The organism is Mesorhizobium sp. M0663 (assembly GCF_040320585.1).
Classification (GTDB): domain Bacteria; phylum Pseudomonadota; class Alphaproteobacteria; order Rhizobiales; family Rhizobiaceae; genus Mesorhizobium.
Window position 1 is genome coordinate 114,737 of record NZ_JAMYPX010000007.1, and the last position, 19,431, is coordinate 134,167.

Below are 19,431 nucleotides of genomic sequence, written 5' to 3' on the forward strand. Positions count from 1 at the left end.
TTTCCCCCATCTTCCTCCGCTTCGCTCCGTACAGACCGGGGAGACCCCTCCGCCCCCAGGGCTTGCCCCCTCTCTCCCCGCTACTCGCCGCGAGGCAGGGGTTCAGGTGACCTGAACCCGTAAGGGAAAGGGAAAATCCTGAACGACAATCAAAGGAGCAAGTCCATGAACACGAATGAAATCACCATCCCTCTCGGCAAGCTGGTGCCGAGCGCATCCAACGTCCGCCGCGTCAATGCGCAGGCGGGGAGGGCCGCACTGGCCGCCAGTATCGAGGCGCACGGCCTCATCCACAACCTTGTGACCCGCAAGGCGCCTAAAGGTGCCAAGTTCGAAGTCGTTGCCGGAGGGCGGCGGCTGGGGGCGTTGCGGCTGCTGCTGGAGGAAGGTCGCACCGTGCAGGGCGTGGCGGTGACCAAGGACTACCCAGTCAGGGCCATCCTGAGCGAGGACGGCAGCGGCACCGAGATTTCGCTGGCCGAGAACGACCAGCGCGAGCCGATGCACCCGGTGGACGAGGTCATTGCCTACCGCGACCTTGTCGAACAGGGCATGGCGGCCGAGGACATTGCCGCCCGCTTCGGCAAGTCCGTTGTCACGGTACGCCAGCGGCTGAAACTGGCCAGCCTGTCGCCGCGCATCCTCGACGCCATGCGCGCTGATGAAGTGACCCTTGAGCAGGCCAAGGCGTTGGCGTTGAGCGACGACCATGCGGCGCAGGAGGCTGCATGGTTCGAGCAGGATGGCTGGAGCCGTAATCCGGGCAGCATCCGCTCGTTCCTGACCAGCGCCCATGTGCGCGGCAACGACCGGCTGGCCCGCTTTGTTGGTGTTGAGGCGTACGAGGCCGCAGGGGGCGGGGTGTTGCGTGACCTGTTCGCCGCCGACGATCTGACGTTCCTGACCGACCGGCCCTTGTTGGTGAAGCTTGCCAGTGACCGGCTCGAGGCGGTGGCCGATGAGTTGCGCCCGCTGGGCTGGAAATGGGTGGAAATCAGCCTCGACAGTACCTTCATCCACAGTGGCGGGTTCGGGCGCATCCATGCGGTGCGGCGCGACCTCACCGAGGCCGAGCAGGCGGAACTGGCGGCACTGGATGCGCAATACAACGAGCTGGCCGAAGCCATCGACGCCTACGCCGAAGGCGACCCGCAAATCGGGATCGACGAGGCCAAGGTGCAGGCGCTGGAAAGCCGCATCGAGGCGATCCAGAACGCGGCGGAAGCCTTTGACCCCAGTGAAATGGCGCAGGCGGGCTGTCTTGTGACGCTATCCTACGATGGGATGTTGCAGGTGACGCCGGGACTGGTCAAGGCCGACGACCGCAAGGCCCTTGCCACTTTGCAGGGCGGCGACGAAGCCGACGACCAAGATGAGGGCGTCGAAGCGAGGCAGGCGGAACGCCCGGAAGAGGAGGACACCGGCATATCGGCAGCCCTGACCGAGGAGTTGACGGCCATCCGCACGGCAGCGCTGCGCGTGGAACTGTCGAACCGTCCCGATGTGGCGCTGGTCGCCATCCTGCATGCGCTGGTCAGCCGCCTGTTCTACGATTACCACCATGGGCGTATCGAGACAGCGGTGGAGGTCACCGGCCAGCGCCGCAATCTGGTTCCGCCCATTAAGGAGCCGGAGGCCTGCCGTGCGTTGACCGGCTGGAACGAGGTTTTGGAGGGCTGGGGGCATCGCCTGCCCGGGGACCCTGCCGACCTTTGGCCATGGCTGGTGACGCAGCCGCAGGACGTGCTGCTTGACCTGTTGGCGGTGGTGACTGCCGCCAACCTCAACGCCGTGGTCGCCCGCCATGAACCCGGCAAGGAACGCATTGCCAACGCCGACCTGATGGCAATGGCGGTGGGTCTGGACATGGGCCAGTGGTGGGTGCCGGAGGCGGCATTCCTGTCGCGGCTGTCGAAAGCGGACATCGCCGGCGTGATGCGCGAGGCCGGGTGTGCGGAAGATGCTGCCAGAGCGGTTGAACGCGCCCCGAAACCCGAAGGCGTCTTGCAGGCCGAGAAGGAACTGGATGGCAAGGGCTGGCTGCCCACAGCCCTGAAAGCGCCAGCACCAGCCATTGAGAAGGTGTCGATCGCCGCCGAATAGCAGATTACCCTACAAGCGGGCCGGGACAGAGAAATCCCGGCCTTCTTGCGTGCCGAACGTCCCCTGGCCGGTGTCGAACCGGCCGAGGCCGAGCGAGGCCCCCTGGACCCGCCCCTCGCGCTCCCCCACCCTTCAGACAATAACAAACGTAGATCCGGGACCCGGTCCTCGCCAGCTTTTTGTTAACTATCTAAAGAGCTAAGCTAGATAAGAGAATCAACCAGCGCGGGAGTTTTTGATCGGCTTCTTTCAAAGCTATGCTTTAAAAAGCCGTCATGTCGGAATGATAGATCGCGCCGCATACGAATAGTTTGACGCTCGGCGAGGTTAATGGCAGCATGTGGAATACGCCGAAACATCGAAAAGCTTCATCCTCAATCCCACAGCGCCCCGCGTGTGGGGCAGGAGGTACTCTCATGACTGTCAACGGTATTTACTGTCAGATCGGTATAGTGGACGGCTCTATCTCGATATCGGGACCTGCTACGCTGAACTGCTCTTTGGACTTAGAAGGGTATGATGAAGTGGATCACCTTCCCGATGGATTGACTATTTACGGCAATCTTAATCTTATTGGGACGAACATTCGCGCCTTGCCCAGTAATCTAACGGTATTTGGAAATGTGGATCTGGAGGGCTGCGACACTCTGCAAACGATAGGCAGAAACGTCTACATAAGCGGAAACCTCGATGTCGAGGTCTGCCGGCAATTGCGATCGCTACCCCCAGACCTGGTGGTAAAGGGGGCAATATTCAGTTAGGAACCTTTCTAAGGGAAGCGGCCCGTTCGGGTTGCTTCCCTTTTATTGTCCAAGGATGGCCGTCCGAAGGCGCATTTTTCAGGTCATATCTCGAGTAAACGTATGTTTCATCAGAAACTTTTGAAATCGACATCCTGTTGAGCTTCGGGGAAATGACGATGAAATCGGATATCGTCAAAGGAGGCACAGGGGGAGTCCGGGCCTCCGCCAGCTTGTTCAAGATATTTAGGACGGTCAGTGCGTCGGCTAGCTGAACGCGAAAGCCATTGATCGCCGACGCCAGAACCGCCGCCGAAATCTTGGTTTCGGAACATAGCGCTTCAACCGTCACATTCAATGCCTTCAGCCGAGCATCGAGGCCTTCTAGTCTGAATACGCAAGCTACGATGTCCAAACTTGCCAATTGGGCACTTTTACTTTCACGTTCACAGTACATATTGAAAGCACTTACGAATCCAACTGCGGAATCATAAACCACCGGTTTGCATTCGGCCACTTTCGCTATTGCCTGACGGCCAGCGGAAGGCTTCCCTTTGATATTCATGGAGAAGGTCGCTAGAGAGCTTTTGGTAATACCATTATCGCTCATCAGTTTAAGCGCCGATGGGATGTAAAACAGCGCCAACCGCTGAAGTGACAGCCTCTCATCAAGGCCGTTGATATAAACGTCCGCCCAGTCACCCATACTGCCCCCGAACTAAGTGCCGACAGGCAGATTGACCAGCAGCGGCATGTTTCTAACGAACAACAGCGCTTAGCGCATGTGCCTAGTAATCGCAAGTGGTTACCACTCGCTATCGCTCCTGATGTGCGCACACCAACGTGCGCTGGTTGAAGCTGGACAAAGCTAATATGCGGCAGGAGTGCTAACTCATCTGCCTTATGTTTCGACGGAGACGGTCGAAGGCGACAGAATGCAAAGGGTGCATGCCGGCGTAGACCGTAGCGGGCTGGCATTGCTTGGCCACAAACTAGGCGAGTTCAAAAAAAAGTAGACGATCGGCCGGTCACGACAGGGAGACTGTTATGTCCGTGTTTATGCGAATTGCGTTGATCACCGATCTCGTGGTGGTGCTGATTGAAAAGGCCAAGCCGGGCTGGGCCTCGGTGCTTCCATTTGCAGGCGATCATTTCGCACAGCTTACAATCTTGATGCTTTTGGCCGTGATTGCCGAGGAAGTCGCTGACCTGTTCAGCAAGCGGCCTCATCGCGCAAAGAAGACTTCGGCACAGAAGGCGCCGGATGCGGTGTTCCTCACTTGCCTGTCGAAGGCCGACATCGCCGGTGTGACGAGCGAAGCCGGATGCCCGAAGGATGCCGCGAAAGCGGTTGAGCGTGCGCCGAAACCCGACGGCATCTTGCAGGCCGAGAAGGAACTGGGCGCAAGGGCTGGCTCCCCGCCGCGCTATGAATGCCGGTCAGCCAGGAAGGGGTAAGCCGTGACGAGGTGGTGCTCGACGCCGAATAGAGGCCGGAAAGCCTTGGCCCGGGGCAGCGATGTTCCGGGTTTTTTGCGCCGGAATGTCCTCAGGCCAGTATCGAACCGACTGAGAACAGGCGAGGGCGCCCCTGATCCGCCCCTCGCGCGCCCCGCCCGCCCAGCCGGATTTCAGGGCTTCAGTGAGGTGCGCCACCGGCCAGCAGATATCGATAACCGGTCGTGGTCATCCAGCGGGCGCGCGCGAGATGGGTCTCCCAGGCCCGGAAGGCGCGATCGGGCTCCTTGGCTGGATCGATGCGCAGGACGATCTTGGCAACCTCTCGCCAGTCGGCATCCTCGGCGGCGGCATCGAGCAAACGCATATAGGTCACCATGTGCTCTTGATCATATCCGGTAAGGACCGGAGACGTCGGCGCCTCGTCGGCGACATCTGGATCGAGAAGCGGCTTGACCATTTCTGAGTTTTAACAAGTGTCTGCGGTCAATGCAAAAAGCCTTCGTCCCGCGACATTCAGTTTTCTAGCGAAGTCCGGCCACAAACCGTCACCAGTGCGGTGGAGCCGAACGAGGCACGTGGCGAAAACATAATCTGGTAATCCTTGGAGGCGGCGAGTGGGCCAAACCAGTGCCGGTTTGCTGGGCCTCCGCTCAGCTCCGGCGCGTCAAGCACTGGCGACCGTTCTTCCTGGTCGGGGGCTTCGGGGAATCCATCTCTGCCGATCGTGACCATCGAGACGCCGATGTAGGCGCCTTTCTTGAACTTACCGGTGAAAATCGTGGCGTCTCCGAAATAGAACCAGCAACCGGTGTCGGACGACAGCCTCACCCGAACCTCAATGAGTTCGCCGGGCGCACCGTTTCCCGCCGCCATGGCCAATGTTGCCGTGAGGCAGGCTGCCGCCACGCCCGCAATTCGCCTGAATACCAAATGAGCCCCCTACTGCTTGGCCAGCACCACGCTTTCACCCATGTCATCCCAACCATAAAGGCAGGTTGGCGGGGTGAGCTTCATGTTCTTGGATTGGTCGAACCCGACAGTGCACCGTCGCGACAGCCCAGCCGGGTAAGTCAATTGCAGATCCCCGCTCTCGAGAAACATCCACTCGGCTCGACCGGTCGTTCCCATGGAGTCCATATACTGCACCCGTCCGTCTGCGCTGAATTGGGCGAACAAAGGCACTTCGTTTCTCGTCCAGGTCGGGCTCTCCCACCGGCCAACGATTTGGTCTTTCGGCTGTTGAGCCGCCAGGGGGTTGCAGGCCGACAGCAAACCAGCCGCCAGCATCGAAAATGCTACGTTGCGTTTCAAAATACACCTGTTTCTGGAGGTTTCGGGGACCCGATCCTTAGCCAGAAATCACGAGTTCTGGGATCGACTATAAGCTCGCGCTAATTAAGCCCGTCTTGGCTTTTATGCACAAGCTTTAGGCAAACAATCGTGACCCGCGCTCGAAAATGCCGACAAATATATGATAACGGGGCCGTTGCAAAACTCGTGACTTACGCAGCAACTAGGGGAGGGTTTACTTGGATGAAATACGGCTATGCGCGGGTGTCCACTGAAGCACAGGACTTGGCCGCCCAGATCGAGCGCCTGCAAGCGGCAGGTTGCGAGAAGATTTTCTTTGAGAAGCGCAGCGGCAAGGATGCCGACCGCCGTCAATTACAGCGGCTGCTGAAAGCCCTGAAGCCAGGCGACGTGGTCCATGCCGTCGTCAGCGACCGGATGGCGCGGGATCCCTTTGACATGCTGAACATCCTCAGGACAGTGACAACGGCCGGGGCCGGGCTGCGCCTGCTCGACGAGCCATTTATCGATACTACGTCGGAAATGTCAGACCTGATCCTCTTCCTGGTTGGCTGGGCCGCCAAATGGCAGCGGCGCAGGATCCTGGAAAACACGTCGAACGGGCGCGCCCGCGCCAAAGCCAAAGGCGTCAAGTTCGGCAGGAAGCCCAAGCTCTCCCAGCAGCAGCAGCGGGAGGCGCTGGCACGGCTTGCCGCCGGGGAGGCGAGAGGAGAGGTCGCCCATCGCTACAACGTCAGCAACAGTACAATTTCACGCCTGCATCCGTAGTGCTGACGAAGGCAGAATCGGCCCGTTCAGCAATACTTGAGTTGCTGTTCCGTCACAAAAGGCGCGTAGGTCGCCGCTATTGAGGATAATGGACATGGCGTTGCGGATCAGGCTGCCGGGGGGCACGCTGAAGGTGAAGACCTATCGCGAGTTGCGCGTCCGCGAACGTGAACGTCGTGTGCCGATGGTCAAGATCGGATCAATGTACGTCATCTGGTGGAAAAATGACCAGAGCCCTCCCGAGGACCGGTCGGCGGGAGAGCCGCGCCGGTGACATCGAGGGTGCTGCTTGCCCGAAGTCAGGCGCACAGGCGCTCCTGCAAAGGGTAGAGGCGGGGTACAGTTTACCACCGTCATGCCACATCAAGCATTTGCTGGACCTTACCGCACACGATAGAGTCCCGCGGCCGTCCTTTGTTCTGGAGTGCTCTGATGAAGGCTGACGATCCATTCTGCTTGTATCTGAGAGACCACGATAACCGCACCTTCGCGGTAGTTGGCCCTTTGACAGATGAGGCCCGGTGGCACCGGGCAGCAGAGAAGGCGCGAGATGCAGGTCGAAAAGTCGACTGCAGCGCCTATAAAGACGAAACTGGCCGCTCCACTCCTGACGCGATCGCCGGCAAGATAGAGCGCGAGTTCCGATACAGGCGAGTGGAGCCACATTCAATCGTCGAAGTGCAAGACCGGTAATGGCGCTCGATCCGCGGGAAATCTGGGTGCCGTCGTCGCCAGATTGGGCGAGCCTGGGTCGCGGGCACGCAACGAGCGCGGCGCCATGTCGGTCAGTAACTTCAAACGCATCGACCAGTGCATTTGGCGCTCATAGGGCACCTTCATTACGCGCCCTTCAAACCGCAGTAGGCCGATCATTGGTGAGCCTTCTCAGCACAGGACATAAACTAACGTGTGGACGCTGCCGCATTCGCGAACAAAAAGAGAACAAAATTCATTGCCCGTTAGGACATCTGGTGCCAGACTGTCAAAAAATGACACAGAAACGATTCGAGCACCCATGCGCAGCAAACGTACAGAATTCACAAGACTCCGGGACCAGGCAGGCCTGAACCTGGAACAGGCGGCTACCCTTCTGGAGGTGGCTTTGCGTACGGTCTACCGCTACGAGGAAGGCAAGAGTGAGCCGAGCAGGCTTGCCATGCGGACGCTTAAGGAGGCTGCACGTCAGCGGCTCGCAGCGGTGGAGCAAGTGCCGGCCGGATTCCGGTTCATCGATCTCTTCGCAGGTATTGGCGGCCTCCGGATGGGTTTTGAGAGCATCGGCGGTCGCTGCGTGTTTACCTCAGAATGGGATCCGGGCTGTCAGAAGACCTACGCGCTGAATTTTCCCGACAATCACCCGATCGGCGGTGACGTTCGCGAATATTCGAAGAATCCCGAGAAAGTGCCCGAGCACGACGTGCTTCTGGCAGGGTTTCCGTGCCAGCCGTTCTCCATTGCCGGCGTGTCCAAGAAGAACGCGCTGGGCCGCCCGCATGGCTTTCTGTGCGATACGCAGGGCACACTGTTTTTCGACACCGCGCAAATCATTGCGCATCACAGGCCAGCCGCGTTTGTCCTTGAGAACGTGAAGAACCTGGAGGGCCACGACCAGGGGCGGACCTTCGCCACCATCATCAACGTGCTGCGGAACGAGCTGGGATATCACGTCCAGCATCGGGTCATCAGTTCGGAGCCATGGGTGCCCCAGAAACGCGAGCGGATATTCATTGTAGGTTTCAGGGACCCGACCGATTTCGATTTCGAAGCGCTGGTGCTGCCGAAACCGGGCTCGGGACCGAAATTGCGGACCATCCTGCAGGATCATGATGAGGTCGATCCGAAATACACCCTGACGCCACGCCTCTGGGAATATCTGCAACGTTATCGGGAAAAACACCGCGCCGCAGGCAACGGTTTCGGGTTCAGCCTGTTTGGTCCGGACGACGTGTCCCGGACCCTGTCGGCGCGCTATTACAAGGACGGGTCCGAGGTCCTGATTGACCAGCCCGGAAAACGGCCGCGGCGCCTGACACCGCTGGAATGTGCAAGGCTTATGGGCTTTGAGCGCCCCGGCCGCCACTTCCGGATAGATGTTTCCGACACCCAGGCCTATCGCCAGTTCGGCAACGCCGTGGTGGTGCCTGTCGTTGAGTTTGTCGCGCAGGCCATCCGGCCCCATCTTGAGGTGGCTTTGGGGCGTGCGCCCACCGCCGGACCGTCTCCGCTTGTCCGCCGGGTAACACGACCAGATGCAGACAGAGCCTTGGCGGCCCATGGCTGACATCGTATCGCCAGAGGTGCGCAGCCGGATGATGGCCGGCATCAAAGGCGTCAATACCAAGCCCGAACTGATACTACGACTTGCCCTTCATGCGGGCGGCTTCCGGTATCGACTTCACGATCGGCGGCTACCCGGCCGTCCGGATATGGTGTTTCCGCGACGGCGGGCCGCACTGTTTGCCCACGGCTGCTTCTGGCACGGTCACGACTGCCACCTGTTCCGGCTGCCAGGCACGCGTCCAGACTTCTGGCGCGAAAAAATTGCCCGCAACCGGGAGCGGGATACCGTGGCCGAGGCTGCGCTGGCCGAGCACGGCTGGCGTTGCGGAGTCGTCTGGGAATGTGCCATACGCGGCCGAACCGCCCTGCCACTTGGCGAAGTTATCGCCCAATGCGCAGCGTGGCTAGAATCCGGGCAGCCCCTGCTCACAATTCGGGGGATGGAGTGATCAGACGTGGCCTGCTCTCTGATTACTTCGAAGGCGTGGCCGTCAAGCGGCTGAGCATGGTGGAAACGTCGCCTGACGGCTCCCACCAGCACGAATTCAACAGTTCCCGCACGCTCCGGACACTCATGGGTGATGCTGACCGGAAAAAAATACCGACGCGGTTCATATGGCTTGGAGAGGAGCAGGAGGGTGTTGCGGCCGATAGCATGTTGAGCTGGTACGATGCGCGGAGAAAGCATGCCACACGCACCGAATACCACCTCTATTACTACACCAACGACGTGACCGATCTGATGAAGGAGGGTGATACGCTGTTCGTTGCCCTGCGGCGCGACGGTACGGCAATGGCGATTGTCACGCCGGCCGAAAGCACCGTCCAGAACCAGCTGCTGTGGCTTTTTGGTCTGGAGGAGCAGCCCGAGCTCCAGTTTACTGGTCGCGAAATTACTGTGGACCAGGCCGCCAGGGTGGACTTCGCCGCCCGCTATATACTCGACGAGTTAGGCATCGAGCTCGAAGAGCCAGAGGCCGATGAGCTTGATACCCTTATCGAAAAATTTGGGATGAAGTTTCCCGGAACACGGGAGTTCTCGCAGCTTGCACGGACTTCGCTTGCCGGCGTCTCGCCGCTCGACAATCCGGACGCTGTCCTGATGGCATGGCTGGAGCGCGAAGAGCTTCTTTTCCGTCGGCTGGAGCGCCACATCGTGGCAGAGCGCCTGCGCAACGGATTTGTCGGCGGCGATGACATAGCGGATGTTGATGGTTTTCTGGCATTCTCCCTGAGTGTGCAAAACCGCAGGAAATCGCGGGCAGGACAGTCGCTGGAGCATCATCTGGAGGCGCTATTCCAGGCGCGCTCAATCCACTTTTCGCGCGGTGCCGAAACGGAGAACCGCAACAAGCCGGATTTTCTGTTTCCCGGCCACAGCGAGTATCACAATCCCGATTTTTCCCCCGCCCTGCTGACCATGCTCGCGTCGAAGTCAACCCTGAAGGACCGGTGGCGACAGGTGTTGCCGGAGGCAGCGAGGATCCCCGCCAAGCATCTTCTGACCCTTGAGCCCGCGATTTCAGAGAACCAGACGGACCAGATGAAAGCAGAACGCCTTCAGCTCGTTCTGCCGGCAAGGCTTCATGAGACTTACCGTGACAGCCAGCGCTCTTGGCTGATGACGCTGGGAGAATTTGTATCCCTTGTCACCAGACGCCAGATAGACGAGAAAGCTTGAGGTCGTCCTCCGCGCCAGACCGGTCTGAAATAATGACTTAAGCGCCGGAGGACCATCAACTATAGCCATCGCCTAAGCCGCAATTGATAACAAACAAACAGTTTCACGAGACTGGACAATCCGTTACTCCTGCACCATGCTCAATTAAATATGAACACTTCATCAGAACAGTCGCTTTCATTCAGGCCTCGGGCTCGGCTGCTCCAGCTCTTGGGCGATCAGCTTATTGGTACGCCGCGTCTTGCGGTCTTCGAGCTAGTCAAAAATGCATATGATGCTGATGCGACCAAGGTGACTGTCACGATTTCTGGCCTGTATTCGGAGCCGTTCATTACAGTGGAAGACGATGGTAGTGGCATGTCTTTGGAGACAATCCAGAATATTTGGCTTGTTCCCGCACATGACCATCGAAAACAGCAGCGGGCAGCCGTTCAGCGCACCAAGCTCGGCCGTCTTCCCCTTGGAGAGAAGGGATTAGGGCGCTTTGCCGTCCATAAGCTAGGCGATAAGATTACGCTCGTTACGCGGGCACTTGGTCAACCGGAATGCGTTGTTGAGATCGACTGGGCCCAGCTCATCGAGGTGGAATTTCTCGAAGACGCTGCCGTTACGGTCATTGCTCGCGACCCGGAAGTTTTTACTGGTAACAAGACCGGCACGAAAATCGTCATCTCTCAGCTTCGAGACGAAAGCTGGTCGAGAGGCAATGTGAGGCGCCTATTCAGACAGATTACGTCTATCTCATCGCCCTTTGCCAATCGGTCTTCAGATTTCGAGGCGACCCTCCTGGTGCCTGAGCATCCGGAATGGATAGCAGACGTACCCGACATGGATGCCATTTTGAAAAGGGCTCCTTGGCATTTCAGCTTCACGTTTGATGGCACCCAATTCGCCTGGAAGTACTCCTTCCGGGGGATTCCTGGAATTCAACGGGAACCGAGAACTGTCGGCGAGGAATCTGGCCACCTGCTCGTGGCTCCAGATCGCGCCTACGAACGGGAAGCAAGTCCAGATCTGGACAAACCACGTGTCGCAAAGAAGCAATTGGCCGACAAGACCCTGATAGCTGGATTGGGCCCCGTATCGGGCGAGTTTTACGTATTTGACAGGGACCGCCTTGTGCTGTCGCGGCTGGGCGACAGCGAGCTCATCCAGACCTTCCTCGACGATAGCGGTGGAGTCAGGGTCTACCGGGATGGAATGCGCATTTACAACTACGGCGAACCTGGAGACGATTGGCTTGGCCTGGACCTTCAGCGGGTCAACAACCCCACACGTGACATCAGTCGTAACATTGTTGTTGGCGCAATAGAGCTCTCGCTGGAGAACAGCCCAGATCTCGTTGAGAAGACAAACCGCGAAGGCTTTGTGGAGAACCTCGCCTATAGCCACTTGCGGCAGATCGTATTGGGCGCAATGTCCATACTGGCGACCGAAAGAAAAATAGACAAGGATCACATCCGGCTAATTCTGGGCGCTGGTTCAGACCCAGAGACGCGGCGAATTACCAAACCGCTGCAGGACTTGCGAAATATCGCTAAAAAGCACCGCCTTTCAGATCAGATGGTGCCCCTCATCGACAAGATCGAGGGCGACTACAACGAAATGCGAGAAACACTCCTGAAAGCCGGCCTTTCCGGTATGGGCCTGGCAGTTGTTTTTCACGAAATTGAGCAAGGTGTCAGATTTCTCTACAAGGCCATAGAGGCCGGGACAGAGACTACAACAGTCCAAGGGCAGGCCCGGGAGCTCGTCAGGCTGCTAGATGGCTTCGCTGTCCTGCTGCGAAAAGGCGACCGCAAGGACAATAGTCTCAAGCAGCTGATAAAGCGCGCCCGGGACATGACCGCCGTCCGTTTTCGGGCACACAATGTTCGACTTGTCTGCCCTGCTCTGGAAGACGATGCGCCCGAGGTCTTCGCAAATTTTTCATTCGGGCTGGCACTTGGCGCTTTGAGTAACTTGATTGACAATGCAATTTACTGGCTAGATGTCAGATGGCCGGAAGACGACGCAAAGCCGTCTCCTCGAATAATATACATGGATATCTACGATGGTTTCGATGGCGGGCCTGCTGTAGTGATGTCCGACACAGGACCAGGTTTCAAGGATAATCCTGACGATCTCATAAGACCATTTTTTACTCGCCGACCCGAAGGAATGGGCGTTGGCCTTTACTATACAAACATGGTTATGGAGCTGAACGGAGGCCGGCTTCTGTTTCCGGACCCAGTTGAGGCTAACGTTCCAGAAAATTTTGACGGTGCTACTTTGGCAATGGTTTTTCCCCCAGCAAGGACTGAATGATGTTCGTTCCTCCCCGTTTTGTTGCTCTGGATGACAAGCGTGAGCACCTGACGGCTATTAAAGAGGCCTTCCAGCGAGAAAATTCTGACTGCCTCTGTATCTGGTACGATCCAGCCACAGATGTCTCTGCAGCGCCTTTCCTTGGGGTAAGGGCGCTCTTGATGGACTTGCACCTGACGGTTGGCCCTGCCGGGTCAGACCACCGCCATCATTTCGGAGTTATCGCCTCGATTCTCGAGGACGTTATCAGCCCTTCGGGAGGCCCCTTCATTCTGGTGCTGTGGACCGAGCACCCCCAGTTGAGGGATGAGCTCCGGGCTTATCTCGACATCAGTATTACCGAAGCGCGGTCATATGCGCGCCCTATCGATGTCGTTGCCATCGACAAGACGACGTTCATTGATCTTGTAAATGGCACGGTCAGGCAGGGCGCGCCATCGCTTCAGGCCGCACTGCAGGACGCCCTCACGTCCAATCATCAGCTTTCCGCGCTTCTCGGATGGGAGACCGAGGTCGTAAAGGCCGCCGGAAATACGCTGGCTTCGCTTCTGGATCTTGTTCCAGCCGCGCATCGCACGAGTGTCGATTATCCAGAGGCGCTTGATCGGATCATGAGCCATCTGGCAGCTGCTGCAACGGGTGCCTCGAACGCCGCGTTAAACCCGCGCACCGCAATAAACGCAACCCTTGCCCCAATTCTCGCCGATCGAGTGGTAAATCAGGATCCTTCGGCGGGTTCAGAGGCTTTATGGCGTGCTGCAGTTACGCACGCCGGCGATGCTGGTCTGGGCAAACCCACGCCTTCACAAGCAGCGCAAATCAACGGAATGCTGCATCTCGCCCATGCTGGATCGGAGTCGATAGCTCCTACGGATTGGGGCGCAGTTGTCGATTTTCCATTCGCCTGGTCTGACGTCGAAACTCAGCGGCTTTTTGGCGTTACGACACTAGTTCTTCAAAATGACGAGTTTAGGGCAATCCCGGAAAGATGGGCGGATTGCACGATCCGTTTGGTTCGCATTGGCGCGAGTTGCGATTATGCCCAAAACAAGTCGGGGCCGCTGACATTCCTTCTCGGGGTTGAAATGCCCCAAGACGCAATTTCCAACAACAAGCGAAACTCCGGGCCTGCTTCCGAATGGCGTAGCCCATTCATACTAAGGGGGCCGAATGGGGTCGTGCGCGATCTCGCCGTAAATTGTCGTTACATTGTAGCGGTGCCTCGATCCCAATGCGCCGCCTGGGTTGTCCGCTATCGGCTTCGGGAGGGAATACTGACCGAGTTGGTAAATCATGATGCCAACTACATGTCCCGTCCTGGTATTATTCGGCTATGACTTCCGCAACCTCTTCGGCCTGAGGCGGCTGACCTGAAGCAGTGTGAGTATTGCCTCTATGGTTTGCGGTAGTAGGCATCCCATGCCAACCTGATGTCGACGAATGTCCATTCCCTGCGTCGGCCGTAGGCGGGGCTCTGGCGGGCAAAGCACTCGTTCAGGCCGGTTTCCCGCTGGAACTTCATAAACCAGGCCGTGGATTTTGGCTTGCCGCGGGTCGTTGCCTGGACCCGGCGGATGAGGTCGCTATGCGCCCAGTGGTCCTGCGGATTAGCGAGGGAGGCGGGGTCAGCCAGATAGCATCGGAGCTTCTGTAGGGTTGCATCGTCCGGCGTCTGATGAAGGTCTGCGCGAAGTTCTTCTACGGCGAGGGCGGCTCCTAGTTTTGCAGCCTCCGTCAGCATGTCGCGCAACTGCGTGCTGGTCAGCACCAGCGCTTGCATGGCTTCCATGAATCCGTACTTTCCTTGATGGGATTTTTGCGGCGGAGATCGCCGCAGGCTCATTGCCTCACAGCCAAAAAATGACGTCAAGCCTTATATGCCGAGGAGGGCACCGAGCTTTTCGGTGACCGGACGCATGGGGTCGACCAAGCCAAGATCGTAGATCATCGTCGTTTCAAGATTCCCCTTGTGGTCGACGTAGTGGGATATGGCCTCGTGCGACACGCCCTGGCCCGCCAGCATCAGCGAGATCGCAATCCGCTTGAGGTCGTACAGCTGGAAATACTCCGGGACGCCCGGCAGGGCTTTGAACCGGTCCAGTCCCTTGCGGAAGTTGTCGCGGGGCTGGGTCATGTCGGTATGGGATGGGAAGAGCAACTTGCTGTCAGGCCAGCGAAGGCGTTGGGCCTGCACCATCCCAGCAACCCGGAGATGGATCGGCACCGAACGGTAGGCGTACTCGTAGAGTGAACGCGACAGTTTGATGCCTTTGGTGTTGTGCTTATGCCAGACAAGCTTCTCCAGATCGAAATGGTCGAATTCCGCCTTGGCCAGGTCGCTGGGGCGGGCCATGGTCAGGAACAGGATACCCATGAAATTGCAGAGTTCCTGCATTTGGTCATTGGCGGTGGTCACGTTGCCCTTGGTCAATGCCATGACCCGCTTGGTGAGGCCTTCCATGCTAGCCGTGTCGGGTGGCACTTCGAACACGGGACAAAAGATATGGGCCGCAATCTGCCTGATCTGTTCGGTGGAGTAGTCCCGGCGGCGGCGCACCACCTTCCGGGCACGGATCGGGCTGCACGGGTTGCGCATGTCCACCAGTTGCATGCGGATGGCCCAATTGAACAGGGCCGTGATGTGGCTTAGGCCGCCGTTGTGGCTGTACGGCGACGAAAACTGTCGCTGGAATCGCTCGATGTCCAAGGGCTTGATGGAGGAGAACGGCCGGTCCGCATACATCGAACCGAAATCCATGTAGGGTTTCCGGATGTTTCGACCGCGGCGCGTAGCCGTTTTCGGTCGTTTCCGATGCCATGCGGCGACGAACATAGCGTAGTTGGTCTGATATCCCGCAGAAAGCGTCTGGATATGGCTTCCCCAATAGCGGTCGATCGCTTCGCGGACGGTCAGAAGATGGGCGCGCCGCGTATCGCGGTCATCAAAATCGGGGTTTTCGCCCGCCTCAAGCTGGCGCTGACGCTGACCGACCGCCAAGCGCGCGGATGCAACATTGAGGACGACGGTAGAGCCAAGCGCTTTACGGTACCGCTTGCCGTTGAACTGATAGGCATGGACGAAGGACTTATGCCCCAATGCAGTGACACGCAGGCCGAGACCTGAGACCGACCCGTTGCGGATACGTCGGTCCTGTCCAACCGGGTGATCCCAATAGATTTCCTGATCCTTTTCGGAGGGGCAATCGGCGGCGAGGACGACGGACTCATCTAAAAATAACTTAGGCATTTCATGTAACTTCCATGTAACGAATTTATAGCAAATGTTACATGGAAAATGAAGTAATGATGAGTATCAAATCATCAAAAATGACAGAAATACAAATGATTACGAATTTCGATTATCTCGTATTGTCGTACAGTTGGCGTTCACACTGTAGGGGTCGTAGGTTCAAATCCTATACCGCCCACCATATTTTTCAAATAGTTATATGAATATCGATCCTGCCTATTCTTTCTATGTAACTTTCGTGTAACTGGGATTCTGACCATCAGGTGCATTGGACCTCGCGGCTAGGAGGCTTCCTCGCTTGGCGCGCAGCTAAGCAATGCTCATGACCGGATGGTCGCGACGGTCTATAGTCACCATTGGGGGGACTCTTCATGGCACGTATACGGTTAATAGAGATTGTAAATTTCCGGGGGATCAAGGAGCTTACATGGGCTCCATCCGTTGGAATCAATTGCCTGATTGGCCCCGGAGACAGCTGCAAAAGTTCGATTCTCGACGCTATTGACCTCTGCCTCGGCGCGCGCCGCAGTCTCCAGATCACAGATGCCGACTTCTTCAACCTCGATGTGACGCAGCCGATCTCGATCTCCTGCACGCTCGGTTTGCTGGCTGACCGATTGAAAAACATTGAGACATACGGTCTCTATCTGCGCAATTTCATCACGGAGACGGCGCAGGTGGAGGATGAGCCTGAGGCTGCCGGCGAAACCGTGCTTACCGTGAACCTTAGTGTCGGTAGTGACCTCGAACCGATCTGGACTCTCGCCTCGAAGCGCGCGGCTGATGCGGGCTTGGTCCGAAACCTCGCGTGGGCCGACCGTCAGGCGATTGCGCCTACGCGTATCGGTGCGTTCGCTGACGGCAACCTGATCTGGCGCAGGGGATCCGTCCTCAACAAGCTCTCGGAGGAGAAAGCCGATATCTCGGCAGCACTAGTGAAAGCCGCCCGCGAAGCGCGCGCCGGCTTTGGCGACAGTGCGGGCGCACAGCTGGGCTCGACACTAGCGGTCGTGAAAAGCACGGCCGATGAGCTCGGTATCCCGGTAGGCGACGATGTGAAGGCCATGCTTGACGCTCACTCGGTTTCCTTTAGTGGCGGCAGCATTGCTCTGCACAGCGACTTGGGGATTCCCCTTCGCGCTCTTGGCGTGGGTTCTACGCGCCTTCTTACAGCAGGGTTGCAACGTAAGGCCGCCGCAGAGGCGACAATGGTGCTCGTCGACGAACTTGAACATGGGCTGGAGCCACATCGCATTCACAGGCTTTTGGGATCTCTCGGAAGCAAAGACGACAGCCTGCCTTTACAGGTGTTTGCGACGACACATTCACCGGTAGCGCTACGGGAACTTAGCGGAACACAATTGATGATCGTTAGACGCAATGGCGGCCGGTTATCCGTACAAACTGTTGGCGCTGAAGATGACGTGCAGAGCACCATTCGTCGCGATCCCGAGGCGTTCCTGGCGCCGTCCGTCATCATCTGCGAAGGTGCCAGCGAGGTTGGCCTGCTGCGAGGGCTCGACCAGTTCCGCGTTGAGCAAGGCGAGCAATCACTAACGGCGCTTGGCGTCGCGCTTCTCGATGCCGGCGGAGTCGGCAACATTTACAAGCGGGCGAATGCTTTGCTCAAGCTCGGCTACCGTTGCCATGTGCTTCGCGACGACGACGTCGAGCCGGATCCCGCCGATGAAGCAGCATTCCTGGCAGGGGGTGGCGCGCTCACAAAGTGGCCAGCCAAGCGCAAACTCGAACAGGAGCTCTTCATAAGCCTCGGAGAGAACGCTGCGGGTAACCTCGTCATTTATGCCGTCGAACTGCACGGCGAAGATCTCATCGATGAGCATATTAAGTCGAAGTCCGGCGGTTTGACGACTTACAACGACGTGGATACCGCGCTGCTACTTGGCGATTTCGATCAGGCCACTCGCGCCTTGCTCGGCCTGGCGTCAAGTACCCGCAGCAGCGGCTGGTTCAAACAGGTCACATGGATGGAAGACGTCGCACGTACCATCATTGGGCCGCAGCTAAAGCAGGCCGATGCCACATTTGTTGCGATCATCGACGCGCTTTTCGTCTGGATGCGTGATGGCCGCTGAAATTGATCTCTTTGCGATCAGGCGGGGGTCGGTCACTGCGCCCGCCGGCTGTGGGAAGACCCACCTCATCGCGGCGAACTTGCTGGAACACGATTTCACAAAGCCGGCGCTCATACTCACTCACACCGTTGCCGGTGTCGTTGCCCTGCGGGGCCGCCTGCAGCAGCTCGGCGTGCCATCTGCGGCTTACCGACTGATGACCCTGGACGGCTGGGCCATCAAGCTGGCTAGCACGTTCCCGGCACGCTGCGGCGTTCCGCCCGAAGTGCTGCGCATTACGGATACCCGCACTGATTACAAGACGATCCAAAAGGCTGCCGCTGAACTCGCAAAAGCCGGTCACGTCGACGACATCCTCGCCGCAAGTTTTTCCCGCCAGATCGTTGACGAGTATCAGGATTGTTCTCAGTCGCAACACGGGTTGGTTTACTATTCATCCCGACACCTGCCCACCTGCGTGCTCGGCGATCCTATGCAGGCCGTATTCGGCTTCAGTGGGCCGTTGCCAGACTGGGACACCAATGTCTGCAAATATTTCCCGAATGCGGGCGAGCTGACAACTCCATGGCGCTGGAAAAACGCGGGGACAGAGGCATTTGGCCGGTGGTTACTAGACGTCCGAAAGGCTCTGAAGGCGGGGCAGGCGGTTGATCTAAGGGGAGCGCCGCCCGAGGTCCGCTGGGTGCACCTTGACGGCACAGAAGATCATCAGCGGCGTCTCAAGGCAGGTCTGTCAAACGCGGCGGGTGGCCAAGGTACCGTTCTGATTATGGGTGACAGCAAAAAACCACAAGGCCAGCGGCTGTTCGCCAGCCAGACACCGGGAGCGGTCACGGTCGAAAGCGTCGACTTAAAGGATTTCATTCAGTTCGCGCTCAACTTCAGACTCGATGCACCTGACGCGCTAAGCCAGCTTCTCAGCTTCGCCGAGAGCGTCATGACGAATGTCGGCGGGGCAGACCTTCAGCAGCGCGTTACGACCCTACTCGCCGGGCGCCAGAGGAAAGAGGCGACCGATACGGAACAAGCCGCCATCGCTTTCGAGCAAGAGCGCACGTTCAAGAGCGCGGTCGAGCTGCTGGCTGAAGTGAGCAAGCGGCCGGGCACCCGCCAGCACCGGCCGACCGTGATGAGCGCATGCATCCGGGCGCTGAATGGCGCAGACCAGGCCGATCCGTCGTCACTCCATGAGGCGGCAGTTCGCGCACGCGAGGAGAACCGTTTCCGCGGGAGACCGCTTCCGGCGCGCGGTGTAGGGAGCACGCTGACACTCAAGGGCTTGGAAGCCGACGTCGCGGTCATACTCAACGTGACGGAGATGGACGCCAAACACCTTTATGTAGCCATGACACGCGGATCGAAGTTGCTTGTGGTCTGTTCGGCATCGCCGCAGCTACGGCCAGCGGCTGCGTCATGAGCGAGAGAGTTGGATAG

General features: G+C 58.3%; 19 protein-coding genes. 12 read left to right on the top strand and 7 right to left on the bottom strand.

The window, feature by feature from the left end:
* Positions 1–165 precede the first annotated feature (165 nt).
* Both NKI54_RS15785 and NKI54_RS15790 read left to right on the top strand, forming a co-directional pair.
* Positions 166–2,103 carry a ParB/RepB/Spo0J family partition protein gene (locus tag NKI54_RS15785; protein WP_352578749.1) on the top strand — a complete coding sequence of 646 codons (1,938 nt, stop codon included), beginning with the start codon at positions 166–168 and terminating at the stop codon, positions 2,101–2,103.
* Between the two features lie 416 nt (positions 2,104–2,519).
* Positions 2,520–2,864 (top strand): hypothetical protein, encoded by a 345-nt coding sequence (locus NKI54_RS15790; protein ID WP_352578750.1) that lies wholly within the window; start codon positions 2,520–2,522, stop codon positions 2,862–2,864.
* On the opposite strand, the gene NKI54_RS15795 is transcribed toward NKI54_RS15790, so the two are convergent.
* On the bottom strand, positions 2,857–3,549 hold the full coding sequence (locus tag NKI54_RS15795) for a hypothetical protein (RefSeq protein WP_352691901.1): 693 nt from the start codon (positions 3,547–3,549) through the stop codon (positions 2,857–2,859). The two genes, NKI54_RS15790 and NKI54_RS15795, sit on opposite strands and share 8 nt — an antisense overlap.
* 341 nt (positions 3,550–3,890) lie before the next feature.
* Here NKI54_RS15795 and NKI54_RS15800 point away from each other — a divergent pair, with 341 nt between their 5' ends.
* Positions 3,891–4,301 (top strand): hypothetical protein, encoded by a 411-nt coding sequence (locus NKI54_RS15800; protein ID WP_352691903.1) that lies wholly within the window; start codon positions 3,891–3,893, stop codon positions 4,299–4,301.
* A gap of 181 nt (positions 4,302–4,482) precedes the next feature.
* On the opposite strand, the gene NKI54_RS15805 is transcribed toward NKI54_RS15800, so the two are convergent.
* Genes NKI54_RS15805 through NKI54_RS15815 form a run of 3 tightly spaced genes read right to left on the bottom strand, consistent with a single transcriptional unit; the run spans position 4,483 to position 5,615 of the window.
* On the bottom strand, positions 4,483–4,761 hold the full coding sequence (locus NKI54_RS15805; protein ID WP_352578755.1) for a DNA -binding domain-containing protein: 279 nt from the start codon (positions 4,759–4,761) through the stop codon (positions 4,483–4,485).
* 56 nt (positions 4,762–4,817) lie between these two features.
* On the bottom strand, positions 4,818–5,234 hold the full coding sequence (locus NKI54_RS15810) for a hypothetical protein (RefSeq protein ID WP_352691905.1): 417 nt from the start codon (positions 5,232–5,234) through the stop codon (positions 4,818–4,820).
* A gap of 9 nt (positions 5,235–5,243) precedes the next feature.
* Positions 5,244–5,615: a hypothetical protein gene (locus NKI54_RS15815; protein ID WP_352578757.1), complete on the bottom strand. Its 372-nt coding sequence runs from the start codon at positions 5,613–5,615 to the stop codon at positions 5,244–5,246.
* A 222-nt stretch (positions 5,616–5,837) separates the two neighbouring features.
* On the opposite strand from NKI54_RS15815, the gene NKI54_RS15820 reads away from it, so the two are divergent.
* Positions 5,838–6,383: a recombinase family protein gene (locus NKI54_RS15820; protein WP_352691907.1), complete on the top strand. Its 546-nt coding sequence runs from the start codon at positions 5,838–5,840 to the stop codon at positions 6,381–6,383.
* Positions 6,384–6,477: 94 nt separating this feature from the next.
* The gene (locus NKI54_RS15825; protein ID WP_352691910.1) at positions 6,478–6,657 is read left to right on the top strand and encodes a hypothetical protein; all 180 of its coding nucleotides are present in this window, start codon (positions 6,478–6,480) and stop codon (positions 6,655–6,657) included.
* Positions 6,658–7,049: 392 nt separating this feature from the next.
* Here NKI54_RS15825 and NKI54_RS15830 read toward each other — a convergent pair whose 3' ends face one another.
* The gene (locus NKI54_RS15830; RefSeq protein WP_352691912.1) at positions 7,050–7,256 is read right to left on the bottom strand and encodes a hypothetical protein; all 207 of its coding nucleotides are present in this window, start codon (positions 7,254–7,256) and stop codon (positions 7,050–7,052) included.
* 142 nt (positions 7,257–7,398) lie between these two features.
* Between NKI54_RS15830 and dcm the strand changes: the two genes are divergently transcribed.
* From dcm to NKI54_RS15855, 5 genes are all read left to right on the top strand, one after another.
* Positions 7,399–8,664, top strand: a complete 1,266-nt coding sequence (gene dcm / locus NKI54_RS15835; RefSeq protein WP_352691914.1) for a DNA (cytosine-5-)-methyltransferase — start codon at positions 7,399–7,401, stop codon at positions 8,662–8,664.
* Entirely contained in the window at positions 8,657–9,112 is a 456-nt protein-coding gene (locus tag NKI54_RS15840) for a very short patch repair endonuclease (RefSeq protein ID WP_352691916.1), read from the top strand. The genes dcm and NKI54_RS15840 overlap by 8 nt, the downstream gene beginning before the upstream one ends.
* A complete protein-coding gene (locus NKI54_RS15845) occupies positions 9,109–10,344 on the top strand; it encodes a type II restriction endonuclease (RefSeq protein WP_352691918.1) in 1,236 nt (411 codons plus the stop codon). The genes NKI54_RS15840 and NKI54_RS15845 overlap by 4 nt, the downstream gene beginning before the upstream one ends.
* A gap of 210 nt (positions 10,345–10,554) precedes the next feature.
* Positions 10,555–12,651 (top strand): ATP-binding protein, encoded by a 2,097-nt coding sequence (locus tag NKI54_RS15850; protein WP_352691920.1) that lies wholly within the window; start codon positions 10,555–10,557, stop codon positions 12,649–12,651.
* A complete protein-coding gene (locus NKI54_RS15855) occupies positions 12,651–13,988 on the top strand; it encodes a hypothetical protein (protein ID WP_352691921.1) in 1,338 nt (445 codons plus the stop codon). Before NKI54_RS15850 ends, NKI54_RS15855 begins: the two co-directional genes overlap by 1 nt.
* 56 nt (positions 13,989–14,044) lie before the next feature.
* On the opposite strand, the gene NKI54_RS15860 is transcribed toward NKI54_RS15855, so the two are convergent.
* Entirely contained in the window at positions 14,045–14,440 is a 396-nt protein-coding gene (locus NKI54_RS15860) for a hypothetical protein (RefSeq protein ID WP_352691923.1), read from the bottom strand.
* A gap of 84 nt (positions 14,441–14,524) precedes the next feature.
* The gene (locus NKI54_RS15865) at positions 14,525–15,898 is read right to left on the bottom strand and encodes a tyrosine-type recombinase/integrase (RefSeq protein ID WP_352691925.1); all 1,374 of its coding nucleotides are present in this window, start codon (positions 15,896–15,898) and stop codon (positions 14,525–14,527) included.
* Between the two features lie 374 nt (positions 15,899–16,272).
* On the opposite strand from NKI54_RS15865, the gene NKI54_RS15870 reads away from it, so the two are divergent.
* Positions 16,273–17,997, top strand: a complete 1,725-nt coding sequence (locus NKI54_RS15870) for an ATP-dependent nuclease (protein ID WP_352691927.1) — start codon at positions 16,273–16,275, stop codon at positions 17,995–17,997.
* Positions 17,987–19,414, top strand: a complete 1,428-nt coding sequence (locus NKI54_RS15875) for a UvrD-helicase domain-containing protein (protein WP_352691929.1) — start codon at positions 17,987–17,989, stop codon at positions 19,412–19,414. Before NKI54_RS15870 ends, NKI54_RS15875 begins: the two co-directional genes overlap by 11 nt.
* Positions 19,415–19,431 lie beyond the last annotated feature (17 nt).